Source organism: Gallaecimonas aegicerasi (assembly GCF_045291545.1).
Lineage (GTDB): Bacteria > Pseudomonadota > Gammaproteobacteria > Enterobacterales > Gallaecimonadaceae > Gallaecimonas.
This window is the reverse complement of record NZ_CP149514.1, coordinates 1,579,554-1,597,396: the sequence shown is the minus strand read 5'-3', so window position 1 is coordinate 1,597,396 and position 17,843 is coordinate 1,579,554. Positions and strand designations below refer to the sequence as shown.

Genomic DNA, 17,843 nt, shown 5'->3' with positions numbered 1-17,843 from the left:
TCTTGGCCTGCGGCTGGCAAGCTGGCTTGTTCATCGGCGTTTTTGCGGTCATGATCGAGCCACATTCAGTAAGCCATGACGTTGATGACCAGCCTCAACCTGCAACTGGTAGTGCCGCTATTCCAGCAAATGAGCGTGTATTTGCTGATCGCCTACCTGTTTTCCAAAACCAAACTGTTTCGGCCATTGGCCAATCTGTCGGCCTGGCCGATTCACAAGCTGATGGTGTATGCCATTTTTTCCGGCTTTTGCATCATGGGAACCTATTTTGGCCAGCAGACACTGGATGCCATTGCCAATACCCGGGCTATCGGCGCCATTCTTGGCGGCCTGCTTGGCGGCCCTTTGGTGGGGATCGCCGTAGGACTGACCGGTGGCCTGCACCGCTATTCGCTAGGCGGCTTTACTGACCTGGCCTGTGCTATCTCAACAACCTGGGAAGGCTTGATGGCAGGCCTGGTGCACGCCTTCTGGCAGCGCCGTGGCCAAACCGAGCGGATTTTTAATCCCTGGCAGGCCTTGTGGCTGGGCGTACTGGCGGAAGGGAGCCAGATGGCGATTATCCTGACCATTGCTGAACCTTTTGACCACGCTCTGGCCCTGGTGAAAGTCATAGCGCTACCCATGATGCTGGCTAACGCTTTGGGGGCAGCCCTGTTTATGAGCTTCATTCGTGATGCCAAGTTTCAGGCTGATGAACTGGCTGGGCGGGTATCACAGCGGGCATTGCGCATTGCCCAGCGCTGCGTGGGGTTACTTGATGACGGGCTCAATGCCCGCTCTGCCCAGGCCATCGCCGATGTGGTCAAGGATGAAACGTCGGTGGCGGCGGTAGCCATTACCGATCGGCAACAGATCCTGGCGTTTACCGGCATGGGGGCAGACCACCACCAGGTGGGCCGGCCAATTGCCTCGGCCATTACCCTTGAAGCCATTGCCCAGAATAAAGTGGTGTTTGCCGATGGCCTGGCAACACCTTATCAGTGTTCCATTCGCAGTGACTGTGAGCTGGGATCCTCGCTGGTGGTGCCACTCAAGGGCGAGCAGGATGTGGTGGGCACCATCAAGCTGTATGAGCCGAAGCGGCGGCTGTTTCGCAACCTTAACCGGGCACTGGGCGAAGGCATTGCCGGGGTGTTGTCCAATCAGCTGCTACACAGCCAGTTGCAGGCCAGCCGGGCTTTGCTGGCGGAGGCTGAGCTGCGGGCACTGGAGGCCAAGGTTAACCCGCACTTTCTTTTTAACAGCCTCAATACGGTAGCGGCCGTACTGCGCCGTACCCCGGAGCAGGCACGCAGCCTGATTTTGCACCTGGCGGAATTTTTACGGGGCAACCTTAGCCGGGGTACGGTAACGGTATCACTGGCTCAGGAATTTCAACACGTCAGCCATTATCTGACGATAGAGCAAGCCCGCTTTGGTGAGCGGCTGGCTTTTAGCGCCACCCTGGCTGATGGCCTGGAGGAACAGCCAGTGCCGGCATTGGCCATTCAGACACTGGTGGAAAATGCCATCAAGCATGGTATCAGCCGCGCTGAAAATGGTGGCGTGGTAACACTCAGCGCTGAGCGTCAGCAGGGGCGGGTGCTGGTGGCTGTTGAAGACAGTGCCGCCCAGCTCCCCAAACAAACGGATGGATTGGGGCTGACGCTGGTGCGCGAGCGTTTTGCCGCCCTGGGCTGTGACTGTGTGTTGCGGCTTCGGCATCAGCCGGGGCAATTTACCCGGGCAGAATTGAGCTGGCCGGAAGGGGGACTGGCATGATCCGAGCATTACTGGTTGACGACGAACCTCTGGCCCGCGAAGAGCTGGCGGCATTGCTGGAAGAAGCCGGTGGTGTCAGCGTGGTGGGGGAGGCGGCAAATGGCAAGGAGGCGCTGCTCAAGGCGCGGGAGCTGCAACCGGACGTTATTTTCCTGGATGTGGACATGCCGGTGCTGTCCGGTGTGGAGGTGTCCAGCTTATTGCCATCACCGCGGCCGCTGTTGGTGTTTGTCACCGCTCACCAGCAATATGCGCTGGACGCCTTTGATGAAGCAGCGCTGGATTACCTGTTAAAACCCATCGACCCTGCGCGCCTGGCCCGCACCTTAAAGCGCCTGCAAGAGCAGGGGGGCGGAGAGCAAATTGAATCGACGCCGTTGGAAAAGCTGGCCTGCTATCAGGGCAACACCGTACGGTTGGTGGCGCCGGCAGACATTGACTGCGCCTACGTCAGCCTGACCGGTACCCAGGTGCAGACCGGTGGTGAGGAGCTGCATTGCCAATTACCCCTGAAAACCTTGGAAGCCCGCTTGCCTCTCTTACGGGTACATCGCCAATATCTGGTGAACCCGGATGCCATCAAAGCCATTGCCGTCAAGGACAGCGGCGCACAAATTGAAACCCGCCATGGCGCCATAGTGCCGGTTTCCCGCCGTTATTTCCGGCAATTAAAAGACAAATATCAACTGCCCCTGTAACCACTCAGTCAGCGTTACTGACCGCTGAGGTAATTGCTGCTGCCACTGCCCTTGCCAACTCATTAAGCTGCCGGCAAACAAAACCAACAATACCTACAGGGGGAAGTAATGCAGTGGTTTTTATTGGGAGTGGCGCTGTTACTGAGCGGCTACTTCATCTACGGCAAGTTCATCGAGAAGACCTTCGGCGCCAAGCCAGAGCGCCAGACTCCGGCGATTGCCAATAATGACGGCGTTGACTATGTACCGATGTCCACCAAGAAAGTGTACCTGGTGCAATTGCTCAATATTGCCGGTCTCGGGCCCATCTTCGGGCCTATCTTAGGGGCGTTGTACGGCCCAACCGCGTTGTTGTGGATTGTATTTGGCTCCATCTTTGCCGGTGCCGTGCACGATTATTTCTCTGGCATGCTGTCTGTGCGTGCCGGTGGCGCTTCGGTGCCCACCGTTGTTGGCCGTGAGTTGGGCACTGTGGCCCGGCATTTCATGAATGGCTTTGCGGTGATCCTGCTATTGCTGGTCGGGGTGGTCTTTACCCTGGGGCCGGCCAAATTGTTGGGTAATCTCTCTGGTACTTCCGTACCGGTATGGGTTGCCATCATTTTTGCCTACTACCTGATCGCAACTATCGTACCTATCGATAAAATCATCGGCCGTTTCTATCCGCTGTTTGGTGCGCTGTTGCTGTTTATGTCAGTGGGTCTGCTGGTTGGCCTGGCGGTCAGCGGTAAACCGTTTTACGCCCAGGGTCTGACACTGGCTAACCTGCACCCGCAGCACCTGCCACTGTGGCCCTTGCTGTTCATTACCATTGCTTGTGGTGCCTTGTCTGGTTTTCATGCTACCCAGTCACCGCTGATGGCCCGCTGTATGGAAAACGAAAGCAATGGCCGTTTTGTTTTTTACGGTGCCATGATTGGCGAAGGGGTGATTGCACTGATCTGGGCCACCCTGGGGATGTCTTTCTACCACAGTCCGGAAGCCCTGAACGCAACCCTGGCCCACGGTGGTCCGGCTGCGGTCGTCAACGAAGTGGCGACCTCTTTGCTGGGTAAAGTCGGCGGTGTACTGGCCATTCTCGGGGTTGTGGTACTGCCAATCACCTCGGGCGATACCTCGTTCCGGGCGGCACGACTGATTTTGTCGGATTTTCTGAAATTCGATCAAAAAGCCATTGCCAAGCGCCTGATGATTGCCATTCCGCTGTTTGCTGTTGGTTTCCTGATCAGCCGCATGGACTTCAACGTGATCTGGCGCTACTTCGGCTGGGCTAACCAGATGACTGCCGTGATCATGCTCTGGGCGGGTGCTGCCTGGCTTAAGCGCCACGACAAGCTGCACTGGGTGTGTTCTGTACCTGCAACCTTTATGACCGGTGTGGTTAATGCCTACCTGCTGTCAGCGAAAATCGGTTTTGGTTTGCCGCTGCACATCGCCGGCCCCATTGGCATTGCCAGCTCGGTGGTGGTGTTGGCCTGGCTCTTGACGCGCCGACCAGACCAAGAGGCCATCATGGCCGCCAATGAAGCCTAAATAAAAAAAGCCGGGTTATCCCGGCTTTTTTTATGGTTGTACTAAGGCTTTTTGCAAGCAACTGACGTCCTTGCAGAACCAGTGTTTGTTCCCTTCGATGATGGTAACTGCGTCGTCCTGACGTGGCCAGTCGGCGGTCACTTGCCCCTTTTCATCCAGCAGCATCCGGTAGGGATATTTACGCATTTTGGGTTTGGCAAAGAGTTTGGCGACAAACCCAGGCATGGCAGAAATGTCTGCCACATAAAGCACCCCCGCGTTTTTCATCTTATCGTCCTTGGCCTGGCCAAAGGCCTTATAGACCAGTTTGCCGGCCGCCATGTCGGCGGCAAAGAAAATCTGCCGGTGAGGAGTATCCAGCGATACAGAATGGCCAAACTGATCATCCAGGCTGGTGGCGGCGGCCCCGCCACTGAACAGCGCCAGTAATAAGGGAAGTGATTTCATGGGTGCTCCGGGCATCAAGACTGACCGCAGCATAACCGGCAGGTAAAAAAAAGCCCAGCAAGCGTTCAATTGACGGTTGGGCGCTTGCCGGGTCCAGGGAGAGAACATGTTTCACACGGGTATCGCTTACCGTGCACAATTTATGACCAGTCTGACTTGACGAAGTTCACACTTTTTTTAGAAAAAATTTCTTTTGCTGATTGAGCAGCTTAGAGAAAGCTGCTTGACAAGTCGTACCAGTAAACATACCTTTTAAACACCTGTTTGATACTGGTGTTTCATCATGCCTCGAGTGGATACCAAAACCCGGATACTGGATGTGGCTGAGCAGCTCTTTGCTGAGCATGGCTTTAATGACACGTCACTGCGCATGATCACGTCTGCAGCAGAGGTCAATCTGGCCTCGGTTAACTACCACTTTGGCTCTAAAAAAAGCCTGATCCAGGCTGTACTGGCGCGTTACCTGGATGTGTTCATGCCAAACATCCGCAGCGCCATGGAGCAACTGAGCGAAGCCGGTCAGCCATTGGCCATGCCGGAAGTGATGAGCGGTTGTGTTGCGCCGTTACTGGCACTGGACAGCTCCTTTGAGCGTGGTACTGCCACTTTTATGCAGTTGCTGGGGCGCGGCTACACTGAAAAGCAGGGGCACCTGCGGCGGTTTATCACCGAGCAGTACGGTGATGCCTTACAGGCCTTCATGGCGACGGTACGGCTGGCAACACCTGGGGTTCCTGATAACGAATTGTTCTGGCGCTTGCACTTCACCCTGGGAACCATCGTGTTCACCATGGCTTCAAGTACGGCGCTCAGTGAAATCGCTGAAAGTGACTTCGGCGAGAAAAACAGTATGGAAAGCCTGATCCACCGTTTGGTGCCCTATCTGGCTGCGGCAATGACCGCACCACTGCCAACGGTAAAACAACCTTCACAAAGCGCGGCATCGGCCGCCTGATCGAAAAGCGAGGAAAGGACAATGGTCTTGCTATTAATCATTCTGGTGGCGCTGGCGGTGATCCTGGGGGTCCCGGACATTCGCCGCAACCTCATTACTAAACCGATATTCGGCATCTTTAAAAAGATTCTGCCGCCGTTGTCGCAGACAGAACGTGAAGCCATGGAAGCCGGTGACATCTGGTGGGATGGCGATCTGTTCCGCGGTAAGCCGGACTGGCAGAAACTGCTGGATACGAAGCAATCTGAATTGAGCGCAGATGAGCAGGCATTCCTCGACAACCAGGTCGAAACCCTGCTGAAAATGCTTGATGACTACAAAATTGTGCAAGAAGACAAGGACTTACCCAAGCCGGTTTGGGATTTCCTGAAAAAAGAAGGCTTCTTCGCCATGATCATTCCCAAGGCCTACGGTGGCCGGGAATTTTCAGCGGTAGCCAACTCCACCATTGTGTCGCGTATTGCCACCCGCTCCATTTCCTGTGCGGTAACGGTCATGGTACCGAACTCGCTGGGGCCGGGCGAACTGCTGATGCACTACGGTACGCAAGAGCAAAAAGACCGCTGGTTGCCAGGCTTGTCAGATGGTAGCGAAGTGCCTTGTTTTGCCCTGACCGGGCCGGAAGCCGGTTCTGATGCCGGCGCCATTCCTGACGAAGGGGTTGTCTGCAAAGGCGAGTTCGAGGGTAAGGAAGTACTGGGTATTCGTCTGAACTGGAACAAGCGCTATATCACCTTGGCACCGGTCGCCACAGTGCTGGGGCTGGCCTTTAAACTCAAGGATCCAGAGGGCTTGCTGGGTGATAAAAAAGACATCGGCATTACCTGTGCGCTGATCCCCACTGACCACCCCGGCGTGCGGGTTGGTGACCGCCACTTCCCGTTGGGCCTGGCCTTCATGAACGGCCCGACCTTCGGTGAAAATGTCTTTATTCCTCTGGATTGGATCATCGGTGGCCCGGATTATGCCGGTAAAGGCTGGCGCATGCTGGTGGAATGTCTGTCAGCAGGCCGGGGTATTTCCCTGCCGGCATTGGGTACGGCAACGGGCCACTTGGCCAGCCGCATGACCGGTGCTTACGGCTATGTGCGCCGTCAGTTTGGCCTGTCTATCGGCCGCTTTGAAGGTATTCAAGAAGCCATGGCAGAAATTGGCGCTGATACCTATGTATTGGAATCGGCTCGCCGACTGACCGTTACCGCCCTGGACATGGGCCTGAGCCCGTCGGTGATCACCGCCATTGCCAAATACCACATGACTGAAAAAGCCCGTAAGGTCATGGACCACGCCATGGACATCCACGCCGGTAAAGGGATCCAGTTTGGTCCGCAGAACTATCTGGGCCATGGTTACCTGGGGATGCCTGTGGCGATCACCGTGGAAGGGGCCAATATTCTGACCCGTAACCTGATGATCTTTGGCCAGGGCGCAACCCGCTGCCACCCCTATGTGTTTGCGGAAATGGAAGCGGCTGCCAACCCTAACGCGGAAGAAGGTTTGAAGGCCTTTGACAGCCTGCTGGTCAAGCATATCGGCTTTGGTGTCAGCAACTATTTTGGTGCCTTGTTCCAGGGCCTGACTGGCGCCGCCTTTAATGGCACACCGGTCTCCGGTGAAACTGCTCGCTACTACAAGCAGTTGTCACGGATGTCAAAAGCGCTGGCATTGTGCGCTGACATTTCCATGCTGATGCTGGGTGGTGACTTGAAGCGTCGTGAGCGGCTGTCAGCGCGTCTGGGCGACGTGTTGTCGAACCTCTATCTGGCGTCTGCGGTACTCAAACGCTATGAGCATGAAGGCCGCCAGGTGGCTGATCTGCCTTATGTACATTACAGCCTGCAAAAACTGCTGGCGGAAATTGGCGTTGCCTTTGAGGGCTTTTTTGCCAACTTCGATAACCGTGTTGTGGCGGCAGTGCTTAAACGCAGCGTCTTCCCGTTTGGGATCCGCTACAAAATGCCGTCAGACAAGCTGGGTGAACAAATTGCCAGCGCTATGATGCAACCTGGCGTGGCCCGTGACCGCCACACGCACCTGGTCTTTGTACCAAACGATGAACAGGATGCTATTGGCCTGATGGAAGCGGCTTTCAAAGCCATGGTCGGGGCCGCAGGCACTGAGAAGAAAATCATTTCTGCTCAGCGTCAGGGCACCATTGCCAAGCGGATCCCGTTCAATCAGGCGATTGAGCAGGCTTTGGCGGCCAGTGTCATCAGCGCCGATGAAGCCGAGCAGATCCGTCACGCCGAACAGCTGCGTTATCAGGCCATCCAGGTCGACCATTTTGCTCCCGGCGTGCTGGAAGGGCAGGGTGTGTCATCGTCGGATGCCAGCAGCGCCGCTTAATTCAGGGTTCCCAACCCCTGCCAAAGCCGCCTTAGGGCGGCTTTTTTTGTTGCCTTACCGCTCAGTCAGGCTTGTTATACTGATGCAAATTTTTCAACATCCCTGCTCTGATGGCGCAATTACTGATTGATCTGGTTGGCACCCAACTCACCCCCCAAGAACGCCAGCTACTGGCGCACCCGGCCTGTGCCGGAGTGATTTTGTTCAGCCGTAACTATCAGCACCCCGAACAGCTCAAGGCCTTGGTTGAGCAGTGCCGGCAAGCCGCGGCCCGGCCCATTATCATCAGCGTTGACCAAGAAGGAGGGCGGGTACAGCGCTTTCGTCAGGGCTTTACCCGTTTACCGGCACCAGGCTGGTTGCTGACGCTGGGTGGCGGCAATCTGGCCGTAGCCAAGTACCTGGCCTGGAGCTGTGGCCTGGTGATGGCAACAGAATTACGGTCGCTGGGAGTCGACCTGAGTTTTGCGCCGGTACTGGATCTGGGGGTGAACCAGTCGGTGATCGGCGACCGGGCTTTTGCCCGCGACAGTACCACGGTAACTACCCTGGCGCGCGCAATGATTGCCGGTATGGCGGTTGGTGGCATGGCGGCCTGTGCCAAGCACTATCCGGGGCATGGCCAGGTGCAGGGTGACACGCACCTTGAAGAAGCCAGTGATCAACGTTCTTTGGATACCATCAGTGCCACGGATGAGCAGCCTTTTCGGCAGCTTATCGGCGAGCAGCGGCTGGCCGCACTGATGCCGGCACATGTCATGTACCCGGCTGTTGATCCATTACCGGCCTCCAGTTCAACCTGGTGGCTGACCCGCCGTTTACGTGGGGAGCTGGCATTTAAGGGGCTGATCTTTTCCGATGATCTGAGCATGAAGGGAGCGCATCGATTAGGTACGCCGGCTGAACGGGCGCAAGGGGCTGCCAAGGCCGGCTGTGACTTACTGCTGTGTTGCAATGATCCGGGCAGCTTACCGGCGATTCTGGCCGTATTGGCCGGGCAGCCGCCGGTGGCATTAGCGCCGCTTCAGGGGCAAGCGCCGTCAGCCAGTCCGGCGCAGCTGGCCAGGGCTCAGTCGCTGCTGGTTTCTATGACCAGTCCCTGCGGCTGAGAGCGGGCCTGGAACAGGGCGCCATCGGCCATTTCCAACAGCTGCTCATAATGCAAATTGGCGGCCGGTACCCGGCAAAAGCCCCCTACATGCACTTCTAACGGCGCGGCTTGCTCGCGCAGCTCCTGCATCAGCGCCTCGCTGAGAGTGGTAATGGCCCGCGGCCCTGGCCCGGATACGGCAACCAGCAGCAACCGTTCTGACAGTTTCACCAGCAAGGCATCGGGCATACCGTGTGCTATGGCGGCTCGCAGCTCTGCCAGGCTGTCAGGGCCCGGCACCTCGGTGCCAAGAAATTCCCACAATAAAACGGTTAAATAGCCGCCGGACTGAGCCTGCTGATTGGCCATAGCACTGAGTGCCGGGCGACCTTGCTGCTCGTCCTGCCATAAACTCTGACGCTGTGGTTGCCAGCCAATAGGCGTGAAAAGCTGGGTGCCTTGCTGGCGGTTCAGCAGTGCCGCAACGAAAGTTGAGAAACGATACAGGTGCGGATAAACATGCTGCATCCACTGGGTATCCAGAGGACCGGTTACCAGCAAGGTACCCCGCTGCACGCCTTGATCAAGGAGGGGCAGGGCCAACACGCCACCTTCGAGATCCTTAAACGGCTCTCCTTCACGCAGTACCTTTTTGGCGTCGCCATGGCTCCATAACGGCCAGACCGGGCTTTGTTCCGGCCAGTGAGCGCGCACCAGGTTTTGTTCGAACAGGGTCAGGGTAGTGAGCTGGAACTGCTCACCCAGACGAACCAGCGCCTTTTGTATCACTTTGTCGAGTTGTTCCAGTGGCTCGGCCATCATCATGGCGGCCAGCTCTCCCATCAACACCGCCCGCTCGTTTTCCTGGCGCAGCGCCTTGGTCTGGCGGTGTACTTCCTCTGCCAGTTTCTGATGCTGGTTGTTAAGTTCGGCCTTGGAATTGGCCAATGCCGCCATTTGCTGATCGCGCTGCACCGACAGGGTATTGAGGGCATCAACCAGTGTGGAAAACTCATCGCGCAGATGTTCCGGGCGATCGAGCTTAAAACGGTGGCGGTGAGCCTGCAGCTGCTCTGACAGTGACTCTAAATGGCGGGTAAACATGCGACTGACCAGCAGTACTACCAACAAAGAGATCAAAAAGGTGCGAATACCCTGGGTAACCATTAGTACCAGCGCCAACTGCCAGAGTTCGTTGCGAACTCGCTGGTAACTGATCCCCAGCTCCAGCTCGGCCAGCTTGGTTTTATCGTGCCGCACCGGCAGGTAGTCACGTTTGTCAGCCTGGCCGGGCTCACCCAGCGTCAGTAGATCGCCTTGAGGAGTGGTCAGGGTGGTGGAGACAATGTCCGGCAGGCGCAAGATACCCTGCAGTTGCAAATGGATTTGCGCGTCATTGAGATCCCAGACCGACTGGGCCAGCGCCGGCAGGCTGGTTTCCTTGACCTGTTCTACCCGGTGATTAATTTCGTCCATTTCCTGGGCATAGCGGGCGTAAAGGTTGGCCAGCACAAACAGCACTGTCAGCACTGACGAATACAGCAGTACTTTTAATAGAAAACGTGGGCCCAGAGGGCGCTGGCGTTCGGTCATCACTGTTCCCGTAAATGCAGTGAAAAGTCGTGGCGGCCGGGGCCGGGGTTAAGTACCTTGCTGATGGCCCGGAAGTTCAGGCGCTGCCAGTCGCGGCTGGCGATCCAGTTGAACAGATCCGTGCCCGGCAGCATCAGGTGAAACAGCGGGATCTGCAACTGCAGGCCGTCGCGACGGCCAAAGTCGACCCCGTGCTGGTAATCAAACAACAAGGTCAACGCATAGGCCGGTGCCAGAAAATGCCCTGTGGCCAGCACTGACAGTTCCCCGCTTCTGAGCATCCGTAGCGATTGCGGGGCATTACCGAAAGTACCGACAAACACATCCCGACCGGGCGTCAGACCGGCTGTTTTCAGCGCTGCAATGGCGCCTTTGGCCATGGTGTCGTTAGCTGCCCAGACCAGTTTTATATTGGGGTGGCGCTTGAGCATTCTGCGCATTTGCCGCTCGCTGCGCTGTTGCTGCCAGAAACCGTAGCGCATACCGGCCAGATGCAAGCCGCCATGATGGCGAATTGCCCGCAATAAACCGGCCTGGCGTTGTAGCCCCGCCGGCGTCACCCGATCCCCGGCAATGGCTGCCAGCAGCGCATTCTGGCCCTGCATCTTGGCGGCCAGGGCAGAGGCAACCTGCTCACCGGCTTGCAGGTTATCGGGGGTAAGGCTGCCCAGCCAGTAGGGGAAGCGTTGCCGGGGCGGGCCCATTTTTAACAGCTGGGCGGGTCCCAAGTCGCTGAGCACCAGCATTATCGGGATCTTGGCCTGGTTGAACAGGCGGATAAATTCCGGCCCGACACCATCGACATTCACTGCCAGCACATAGTCAGCGCTGCGCCGGTCAATGATTTGTTGGGCCAGGTGCAAGGCGTTTTGTTTATCACCTTGGGCATGGACGATGGTGAGCTTGATTGCTAATTGCGCTGCTGCGGCCTGCAAAGCCTGATCGGTATCAAGCCAGAACGGCTGGCTGGCCGAGGCGGGGTTGATAAAGGTGACCCGCATGGTAGCGCTGGCCAGCATTGGCAAAGCCAGCAGCAGCCATAGCCAGTAGTAGCGACGCCGGCGTGTTGTTGGCCTGTGCATCGCCGTTCCCGTTACCGTACCGGCCGGATCTGCATCAACACACCCATAGCCGGATTATCAAAGTAATGCAGCTCACCGCTTTTCAGGCGGCGTTTTTGGCGCAGAGTCTTAATGATATCGGCCTCACCGTCGGCCTGGGGTACGTCCAGTCTCAGGGCCATATCCACCAGCAGGTAGTGGTCCAGAGCAACCTGAATATCACCGCTAAGTTCTGGGCGAAGGGGGCTGGGCAGCAGGGATGTCGCGGCCAGCGGTGTGCTGCTGGCGGCGCTTAAGGCCGGGCTCAGCAGTGCTTCTGCCGGTTGCATTAGCTCCGTGGGGGGCGGCAGGTTGCGACCGGCAATGACCGCCATTGGTACAGCGTAGCGGGGTTGTACCGGCGCCAGGCGCCAACCGGTGTGCAGGATAACCTTGGCGCCGGGTAAGCGGGTCAGTGCCTTGGCTTCAGCGTTAAGCGCAAGCTCGTTCTGGTTCAGCAGTCGTGGCAGTACCTCAGTGCTGTCGGCATCACTGCTGTCGCTGTCGCTGTTGGTAGCGGTGGCGCTGGATGCTGCTGGCGCCATGCTGCTGGCATCACCGGCAGCAGCAGTGTTATCGGTTTGGCTGGCGGCGTTGCGATCGGTATTGCCTGACGAGGTGTCGCCCAGAGCGGCGCTGGCACCGCTGGCGGCGGTGGACAATAACGTTGGCGCCGTCATGTCACCGGTGACAACGCTTGGCAGGTTGTCACAGGGCGCAGCGCACAGGGCCTTACTTTTATCTACCAGTAAGGACTGGGTTTTGCCGTCTCGCGGCGCTTTGTCGGGCCAGCTTTCGTCACTGGTGTCGGGGCGGGTGAAAATAATCACCTCAACATCAAAAACGGTGGCGGCCACGGCGTGGCCAGCCAGCAGTGTAAACAGTAGCAGTCCCTTAAGCAGCTTTGGCATGACGGGCAAGATCCTCAAGCAGTTGCTGTACGTCATCGAGTCGTTGTTGCGGGTCGTCCAGCTGTTTGTCCACTTTAAAACGGCTGGGCCCGTCCAGGCGATAGAGTGACGGTTTTTGCTGTAAAAGGCCAATCAGATAACCGGGGTCAACGCGGCTTTGTTCAGAAAACTCCAAACTGATACCACCGGCCGATGCATCGACCCGACTGATCCCCAGACGATTGGCTGCCAGCCGCAGCTCGGTAACGCTAAGCAGGTTCTTGGCCGCCGGCGGCAGCAGCCCGAAGCGGTCAATCAGCTCCACACTGAGCTCACGCAGGGCGCCATTATCTTTGGCCGAGGCAATGCGTTTATACAGTTGCAGGCGGGTGCCGACATCGTGGATGTAATCTTCGGGCAGCAGGGCCGGTAAACGCAGATCCACTTCGCATTGTTCGGCCAGTACCCCGGTCAGGCTCGGTTCCTTGCCGGCTTTAAGGGCTTCAACGGCTTCATCGAGCATGTCCATATACAGGTCAAAGCCGATAGCGGCAATCTGCCCTGACTGCTCATCACCCAGAAGCTCACCGGCTCCGCGGATTTCCAGATCCTGGGTCGCCAGCATAAAGCCTGCCCCCAGGGCTTCCAGTGAGGCAATGGCGTCCAGGCGCTTGGCTGCGTCTTTGGTCATGCGCTTGGGGTGTGGTGTCATCAGGTAGGCATAAGCCTGGTGGTGACTGCGGCCAACCCGGCCCCGTAACTGGTGCAGCTGAGCCAGGCCAAGGCTGTCGGCGCGGTCCATGATGATGGTGTTGGCGCTCGGCACATCAATACCGGTTTCAATGATGGTGGTGCAAACCAGCAGGTTGTGACGCTGGTGGTAAAAGTCGGCCATGACTTTTTCCAGCTCGCGTTCTCGCATCTGGCCGTGGGCAACCGAGACGCGTGCTTCCGGCACCAGTTCTTCGAGCATCTGTGCCGTTTCTTCAATGCTCTCCACTTCGTTATGCAGGTAGTAAACCTGGCCGCCACGGCGAATTTCCCGCAGTACCGCTTCGCGTACCAGAGCCTTATCAAACTGGCGCACAAAGGTTTTGATGGCCAGTCGCCGCGCCGGCGCTGTGGCGATAATCGACAAATCACGCATGCCGGACATGGCCATGTTGAGGGTACGGGGAATGGGGGTGGCGGTCAGTGTCAGAATGTCCACCTCGGCACGCAGTTGCTTGATGCGTTCTTTTTGGCGTACGCCAAAGCGGTGTTCTTCGTCCACCACTAGCAGCCCCAGATCGGCAAATTTGACGTCTTTTTGCAGCAGCTTATGGGTGCCGATAAGGATGTCTACCTTGCCTTCAGCGGCGTCTTTTAAGATGGTTTTTTGCTCGGCAGGGCTCTGGAAACGCGAGATAACTTCAATGCGTACCGGTACATCGGCAAAGCGGTCGCGGAAATTGTCAAAATGCTGCTGTGCCAGCAAGGTGGTGGGCACCAGCACCGCCACCTGCTTGTTGTTGGCAACGGCAATGTAGGCGGCACGCATGGCCACTTCGGTCTTACCAAAGCCCACATCACCACAGACCAGCCGGTCCATGGCGCTGGCGCTGGTCATGTCACCGAGCACGGCGTTGATGGCATCAAGCTGGTCGTCGGTTTCTTCAAAGGGAAAGGCTGCACAAAACGCCTGATAGCCTTCTTCGTCGAGCTTGAAGGCAAAGCCGGGCTTGGCTTCGCGGCGAGCATAGACATCCAGTAACTCGGCGGCGACGTCGCGGACTTTCTCGGCAGCCTTACGGCGCGCCTTTTCCCAGCTGTCGCTGCCGAGGCGATGCAGCGGTGCTTCGTCATTGCCGGCGTAGCGGGCTATCTGATCCAGCGCCGATACCGGCACATAGATTTTGTCGCCTTTGGCGTATTCAAGAACCAGGTATTCCGCTTCCACGCCGCCGGCGCTGAGGGTAGTCAGCCCCTGATAGCGGCCCACCCCATGGGCCCGGTGCACTACCGGCTGGCTGATACTGAGCTCCGCCAATGAGCGGATCACCGCATCGGTATTGATGCCGTCGTCTTTTTGCCGGCGCCGGCGCTGGTTGACCCGGGGGCCGGTCAGGGCAGCCTCCGGCACCAGCCGCAGTGGTTGGCCTTGCCAATGGCTAATACAGCCGGCTTCCAGTGGCGCCACCATAATGCCGTGCTCAGGCAACGGCGAAGCCAGCCAGGAGCCGAGCTGGTCAATGCGTTTGGGGTGCAGGCCGGCCTTGCCGAGCAGTGTCAGCAAGGCTTCCCGACGGCCTTCTGATTCGGCTACAAACAGTGTCGGGCCCGCCAGCCAGGCGAGCAGGGCAGCCAGTGGCTGTTCTTTCTTATGGTCTATACGCAGGTCCGGCAAGGCCTGAGCGGCGGCGTCATGCTGGCCGCCTTTGCCTTCCACGTCACTGCCCTGATGCAGCGCCAACCGCGGATAATGATTCAACTCACTAAAGCACTGGCCAGCATCAATAAAGAGTTCCCGGGGCGCCAAAATGGGCCGCAGTCGGTCATGGCGACGCTCTTCAAAGCGGTATTCCAGATCAGCCCAAAAAGCGCCCATGGCACTTTCCAAATCGCCACAACTGATGAGCTGGGTGCCAGCTGGCAGGTAATCAAACAAGGTCGCGGTCTGTTCAAAAAACAGCGGCAGATAGTATTCAATGCCGGGCGGTAGCTGGCCTTTGGAGACCTGCTGGTAAATTGACTCCGGTGCCGTGGAGGCATCAAAGCGGGCCCTGAATTGCTTACGAAAACGCTCGATGCCGGGGCCGGTCATGGGGAATTCATGGCCAGGCAGTAAGCGAATGGCATCGACTTCACCGGTGGAGCGTTGCGATTCCGGATCAAAGCGGCGCAGGCTGTCGATGTCGTCATCGAAAAAATCGACCCGAAACGGGCTGGATTCGCCCATCGGGTAGAGATCTATCAAGCCGCCACGCACGGCGAACTCGCCGTGTTCCATGACTTGCTCTACCAGCCGGTAACCGGCGCCAGCGAGTTGCTCACGCAAGGCATCCAGGGAACGCTGTTCGCCTTTTTTCAGCAGCAGCGTCGCCCCTTCTACGTACTGACGTGGCGCCAGCCGTGACAGCAAGGTGGTCACCGGCAGCACCATCAGGCCACGGCGTTTTTGCGGCAACTGATAAAGGGCGGTCAGACGGTCGGAAATAATGTCCTGGTGCGGCGAAAAGCTGTCGTAGGGCAGGGTTTCCCAGTCCGGGAACAGCTGTACGTCGTCAAGCAGCGCCGACAGTGCGTCAACCAGCCGGTTGGCGGTTGGGCTATCGCTGGTGATCAGCAGATTGAAACCACCATGGCGCTGGCAGGCGTCAACAATGGCCAGGATCTGCGCGTCACCGGCAAGGTTGAGCCAGTGCTGGCGATCGCCGGCGTGAGTCGGTAGTGGCAGAGAATCCAGTGCTTTCATAAATCCTGTAGGCAACAGGCCGGCAAAGCCGGCCTGTTAGCAATCAATCGCGGTAAATACGGGTCAGATCATGGTAGTGATCAACGCGGCGGTCACGCAGGTAGGGCCAAATGCGGCGCACTGACTCACTGCGAGCCATGTCTACCGGCACCACTATGGTCAGCTCGGTTTCACTATCGGCTTCAAACAATAACTCCCCCTGGGGGCCGGCAACAAAGCTGTTGCCCCAGAACAGGGTGCCGGGGCCGCCGGCCGGGTCGGCTTCGTGGCCGACACGGTTAACGGCAATGACCGGCACACCGTTAGCCACGCCGTGCGCCCGCTGAACCGTAACCCAGGCGTCACGCTGGCGCTGCTGTTCGGCGGCATCATCGCGCGGGTCCCAGCCAATGGCGGTAGGGTAAATCAGTAACTCGGCACCGGCCATGGCCATCAGTCGCGCCGCTTCTGGGAACCATTGGTCCCAGCAGACCAACACGCCGAGCTTACCCACCGAAGTTGCGATGGGAGTGAAGCCGAGATCGCCGGGGGTGAAGTAAAATTTCTCATAAAAACCCGGATCGTCTGGGATGTGCATCTTGCGGTATTTACCGGCCAGGGTGCCGTCTTTTTCCAGCACCACAGCGGTGTTGTGATAAAGGCCGGTACTGCGCTTTTCAAACAGACTGGCGACAATCACCACCCCCAGTTCCTTGGCCAGAGCACCGAGTACCTCGGTACTGGGGCCGGGGATGGGTTCGGCCAAATCAAACAAGGCGGTTTCTTCGGTCTGGCAAAAATACAGGCTACGGTGCAGCTCCTGCAGCACTACCAGTTGCGCGCCACTGTCAGCAGCATCGCGGATCCCTTCGATAGATTTCGCCATATTGGCGGCCAGATCGCCGGTGCAGGCGTGCTGCACCAGGCCAACATTGAGGGTTGTCATAGGGCTTCTCCCGGTGGCAGCAGGCTTAACGTGCCTTCCGGCATCTGCATGGTGACACAGTGCAGACTGCCGTGTTGGGCAATCAGTGGCAGGCAGTTCAGCCCCAGTACATCAAACCCTGGAAAGGCTTCGCTGATGGCGGCCAGCGCCTGTTCGTCTCGTTCGTCGTTATATACCGGTACCAGCACCGCGCCGTTACAGATAAGAAAGTTGGCGTAAGTTGCCGGTAGCCGCTGGCCTTCGTCGTCGTAAACCTCAAATGGCCAGGGTAACGGGATCAGGGTGTAGGGGTTCCCGTCGGCGTCGGTCATGGCCTGCAGTTCCGCTTCCATTTTCTGGAAGGCGTCAAAGTGCTCGTCCTGTGGGTCGTCGCACTGCACATAAACGATGGTGTTGTTGGGGCAGAGCCGTGCCAGGGTGTCGATATGGCTGTCGGTATCGTCGCCGGCCAGGTAGCCATGCTCCAGCCAGTTTATTTTTTCGACCCCGAAATCGGCTTTGAGCTGCGCTTCAATGTCGGCCTTGCTCAACTGCGGGTTACGGTTGGGGTTTAGCAGGCACTGGGCGGTGGTCAGCAGCGTACGGTCGCCATCAGACTCAATAGCGCCGCCTTCGAGCACCAGCTCCCGCGAGTGCAGGGGTACGGCAAAGGCGCCTTGTTCGGCCAGGCGCCGGCTGATCTGGTTGTCCAGTTCGGCGGCAAACTTGTTACCCCAGCCGGTAAAGGTGTAATCAAGCAATACCAGGCCGTCGTCGGTGGCCACGGTCAGAGGGCCGTGGTCGCGAGCCCAGCTGTCATTGGAGGGCACCCCGTAGACCATAAAGGCATCGTCACTGATGCCCAGTTCCAGCAGGCGAGCTTTAAGTGCTTCAACCTCGTCTGCCGGTGCGGCGATCAGTACATCGGCGTAATCGCTGATGACATAAGCCAGTGCTTCAAACAGGGGAATGACCCGGTCCAGATCGTCGGCCCAGTCGGTGTTGGCGTGAGGCCAGGTGAGCAGGACGCCGTCCAGCGGCTCCCATTCGGCAAGCAGGCGTGGCACGT

General features: G+C 58.0%; 13 protein-coding genes. 6 read left to right on the top strand and 7 right to left on the bottom strand.

The window, feature by feature from the left end; genetic code table 11:
- Positions 1-84 precede the first annotated feature (84 nt).
- The 3 genes from WDB70_RS07840 to WDB70_RS07830 all read left to right on the top strand — a co-directional run bounded on the left by WDB70_RS07840 (position 85) and on the right by WDB70_RS07830 (position 3,995).
- Entirely contained in the window at positions 85-1,764 is a 1,680-nt protein-coding gene (locus tag WDB70_RS07840; RefSeq protein WP_406668044.1) for a LytS/YhcK type 5TM receptor domain-containing protein, read from the top strand.
- Positions 1,761-2,462, top strand: coding sequence for a two-component system response regulator BtsR (gene btsR, locus WDB70_RS07835; protein ID WP_406663121.1), 702 nt, complete (start codon positions 1,761-1,763; stop codon positions 2,460-2,462). The genes WDB70_RS07840 and btsR overlap by 4 nt, the downstream gene beginning before the upstream one ends.
- 108 nt (positions 2,463-2,570) lie before the next feature.
- Positions 2,571-3,995 (top strand): carbon starvation protein A, encoded by a 1,425-nt coding sequence (locus WDB70_RS07830; RefSeq protein ID WP_406663119.1) that lies wholly within the window; start codon positions 2,571-2,573, stop codon positions 3,993-3,995.
- A gap of 30 nt (positions 3,996-4,025) precedes the next feature.
- Here the strand turns inward: WDB70_RS07830 and WDB70_RS07825 are convergent, their stop codons facing one another.
- Positions 4,026-4,442 (bottom strand): hypothetical protein, encoded by a 417-nt coding sequence (locus WDB70_RS07825; RefSeq protein ID WP_406663117.1) that lies wholly within the window; start codon positions 4,440-4,442, stop codon positions 4,026-4,028.
- A gap of 283 nt (positions 4,443-4,725) precedes the next feature.
- Here WDB70_RS07825 and WDB70_RS07820 point away from each other — a divergent pair, with 283 nt between their 5' ends.
- From WDB70_RS07820 to nagZ, 3 genes are all read left to right on the top strand, one after another.
- Complete coding sequence (locus tag WDB70_RS07820; RefSeq protein ID WP_406663115.1) at positions 4,726-5,397, top strand: TetR/AcrR family transcriptional regulator; 672 nt, start codon at positions 4,726-4,728, stop codon at positions 5,395-5,397.
- A 21-nt stretch (positions 5,398-5,418) separates the two neighbouring features.
- A complete protein-coding gene (locus WDB70_RS07815) occupies positions 5,419-7,743 on the top strand; it encodes an acyl-CoA dehydrogenase (RefSeq protein WP_406663113.1) in 2,325 nt (774 codons plus the stop codon).
- Between the two features lie 110 nt (positions 7,744-7,853).
- Entirely contained in the window at positions 7,854-8,852 is a 999-nt protein-coding gene (gene nagZ / locus WDB70_RS07810; protein WP_406663111.1) for a beta-N-acetylhexosaminidase, read from the top strand.
- Here the strand turns inward: nagZ and WDB70_RS07805 are convergent.
- Genes WDB70_RS07805 through WDB70_RS07780 form a run of 6 tightly spaced genes read right to left on the bottom strand, consistent with a single transcriptional unit; the run spans position 8,813 to position 17,841 of the window.
- Positions 8,813-10,426, bottom strand: a complete 1,614-nt coding sequence (locus tag WDB70_RS07805) for a hypothetical protein (protein ID WP_406663109.1) — start codon at positions 10,424-10,426, stop codon at positions 8,813-8,815. The two genes, nagZ and WDB70_RS07805, sit on opposite strands and share 40 nt — an antisense overlap.
- Entirely contained in the window at positions 10,426-11,508 is a 1,083-nt protein-coding gene (locus tag WDB70_RS07800; RefSeq protein ID WP_406663107.1) for an ABC transporter substrate-binding protein, read from the bottom strand. The genes WDB70_RS07805 and WDB70_RS07800 overlap by 1 nt, the downstream gene beginning before the upstream one ends.
- Before the next feature lie 11 nt (positions 11,509-11,519).
- A complete protein-coding gene (locus WDB70_RS07795; RefSeq protein WP_406663105.1) occupies positions 11,520-12,437 on the bottom strand; it encodes a CsiV family protein in 918 nt (305 codons plus the stop codon).
- Positions 12,421-15,870 carry a transcription-repair coupling factor gene (gene mfd, locus WDB70_RS07790; protein ID WP_406663103.1) on the bottom strand — a complete coding sequence of 1,150 codons (3,450 nt, stop codon included), beginning with the start codon at positions 15,868-15,870 and terminating at the stop codon, positions 12,421-12,423. Before mfd ends, WDB70_RS07795 begins: the two co-directional genes overlap by 17 nt.
- A 43-nt stretch (positions 15,871-15,913) precedes the next feature.
- Positions 15,914-16,795 carry a carbon-nitrogen hydrolase gene (locus WDB70_RS07785; RefSeq protein WP_406663101.1) on the bottom strand — a complete coding sequence of 294 codons (882 nt, stop codon included), beginning with the start codon at positions 16,793-16,795 and terminating at the stop codon, positions 15,914-15,916.
- Positions 16,792-17,841, bottom strand: coding sequence for an agmatine/peptidylarginine deiminase (locus WDB70_RS07780; RefSeq protein ID WP_406663099.1), 1,050 nt, complete (start codon positions 17,839-17,841; stop codon positions 16,792-16,794). Before WDB70_RS07780 ends, WDB70_RS07785 begins: the two co-directional genes overlap by 4 nt.
- Positions 17,842-17,843: the final 2 nt, after the last annotated feature.

Bases quoted from the DNA above. Each gene is read 5' to 3' on its own strand.
- WDB70_RS07840 (WP_406668044.1), top strand. From the start codon at position 85: ATGACCAGCCTCAACCTGCAACTGGTAGTGCCGCTATTCCAGCAAATG.
- btsR (WP_406663121.1), top strand. From the start codon at position 1,761: ATGATCCGAGCATTACTGGTTGACGACGAACCTCTGGCCCGCGAAGAG.
- WDB70_RS07830 (WP_406663119.1), top strand. From the start codon at position 2,571: ATGCAGTGGTTTTTATTGGGAGTGGCGCTGTTACTGAGCGGCTACTTC.
- WDB70_RS07825 (WP_406663117.1), bottom strand. From the start codon at position 4,442: ATGAAATCACTTCCCTTATTACTGGCGCTGTTCAGTGGCGGGGCCGCC.
- WDB70_RS07820 (WP_406663115.1), top strand. From the start codon at position 4,726: ATGCCTCGAGTGGATACCAAAACCCGGATACTGGATGTGGCTGAGCAG.
- WDB70_RS07815 (WP_406663113.1), top strand. From the start codon at position 5,419: ATGGTCTTGCTATTAATCATTCTGGTGGCGCTGGCGGTGATCCTGGGG.
- nagZ (WP_406663111.1), top strand. From the start codon at position 7,854: ATGGCGCAATTACTGATTGATCTGGTTGGCACCCAACTCACCCCCCAA.
- WDB70_RS07805 (WP_406663109.1), bottom strand. From the start codon at position 10,426: ATGACCGAACGCCAGCGCCCTCTGGGCCCACGTTTTCTATTAAAAGTA.
- WDB70_RS07800 (WP_406663107.1), bottom strand. From the start codon at position 11,508: ATGCACAGGCCAACAACACGCCGGCGTCGCTACTACTGGCTATGGCTG.
- WDB70_RS07795 (WP_406663105.1), bottom strand. From the start codon at position 12,437: ATGCCAAAGCTGCTTAAGGGACTGCTACTGTTTACACTGCTGGCTGGC.
- mfd (WP_406663103.1), bottom strand. From the start codon at position 15,870: ATGAAAGCACTGGATTCTCTGCCACTACCGACTCACGCCGGCGATCGC.
- WDB70_RS07785 (WP_406663101.1), bottom strand. From the start codon at position 16,795: ATGACAACCCTCAATGTTGGCCTGGTGCAGCACGCCTGCACCGGCGAT.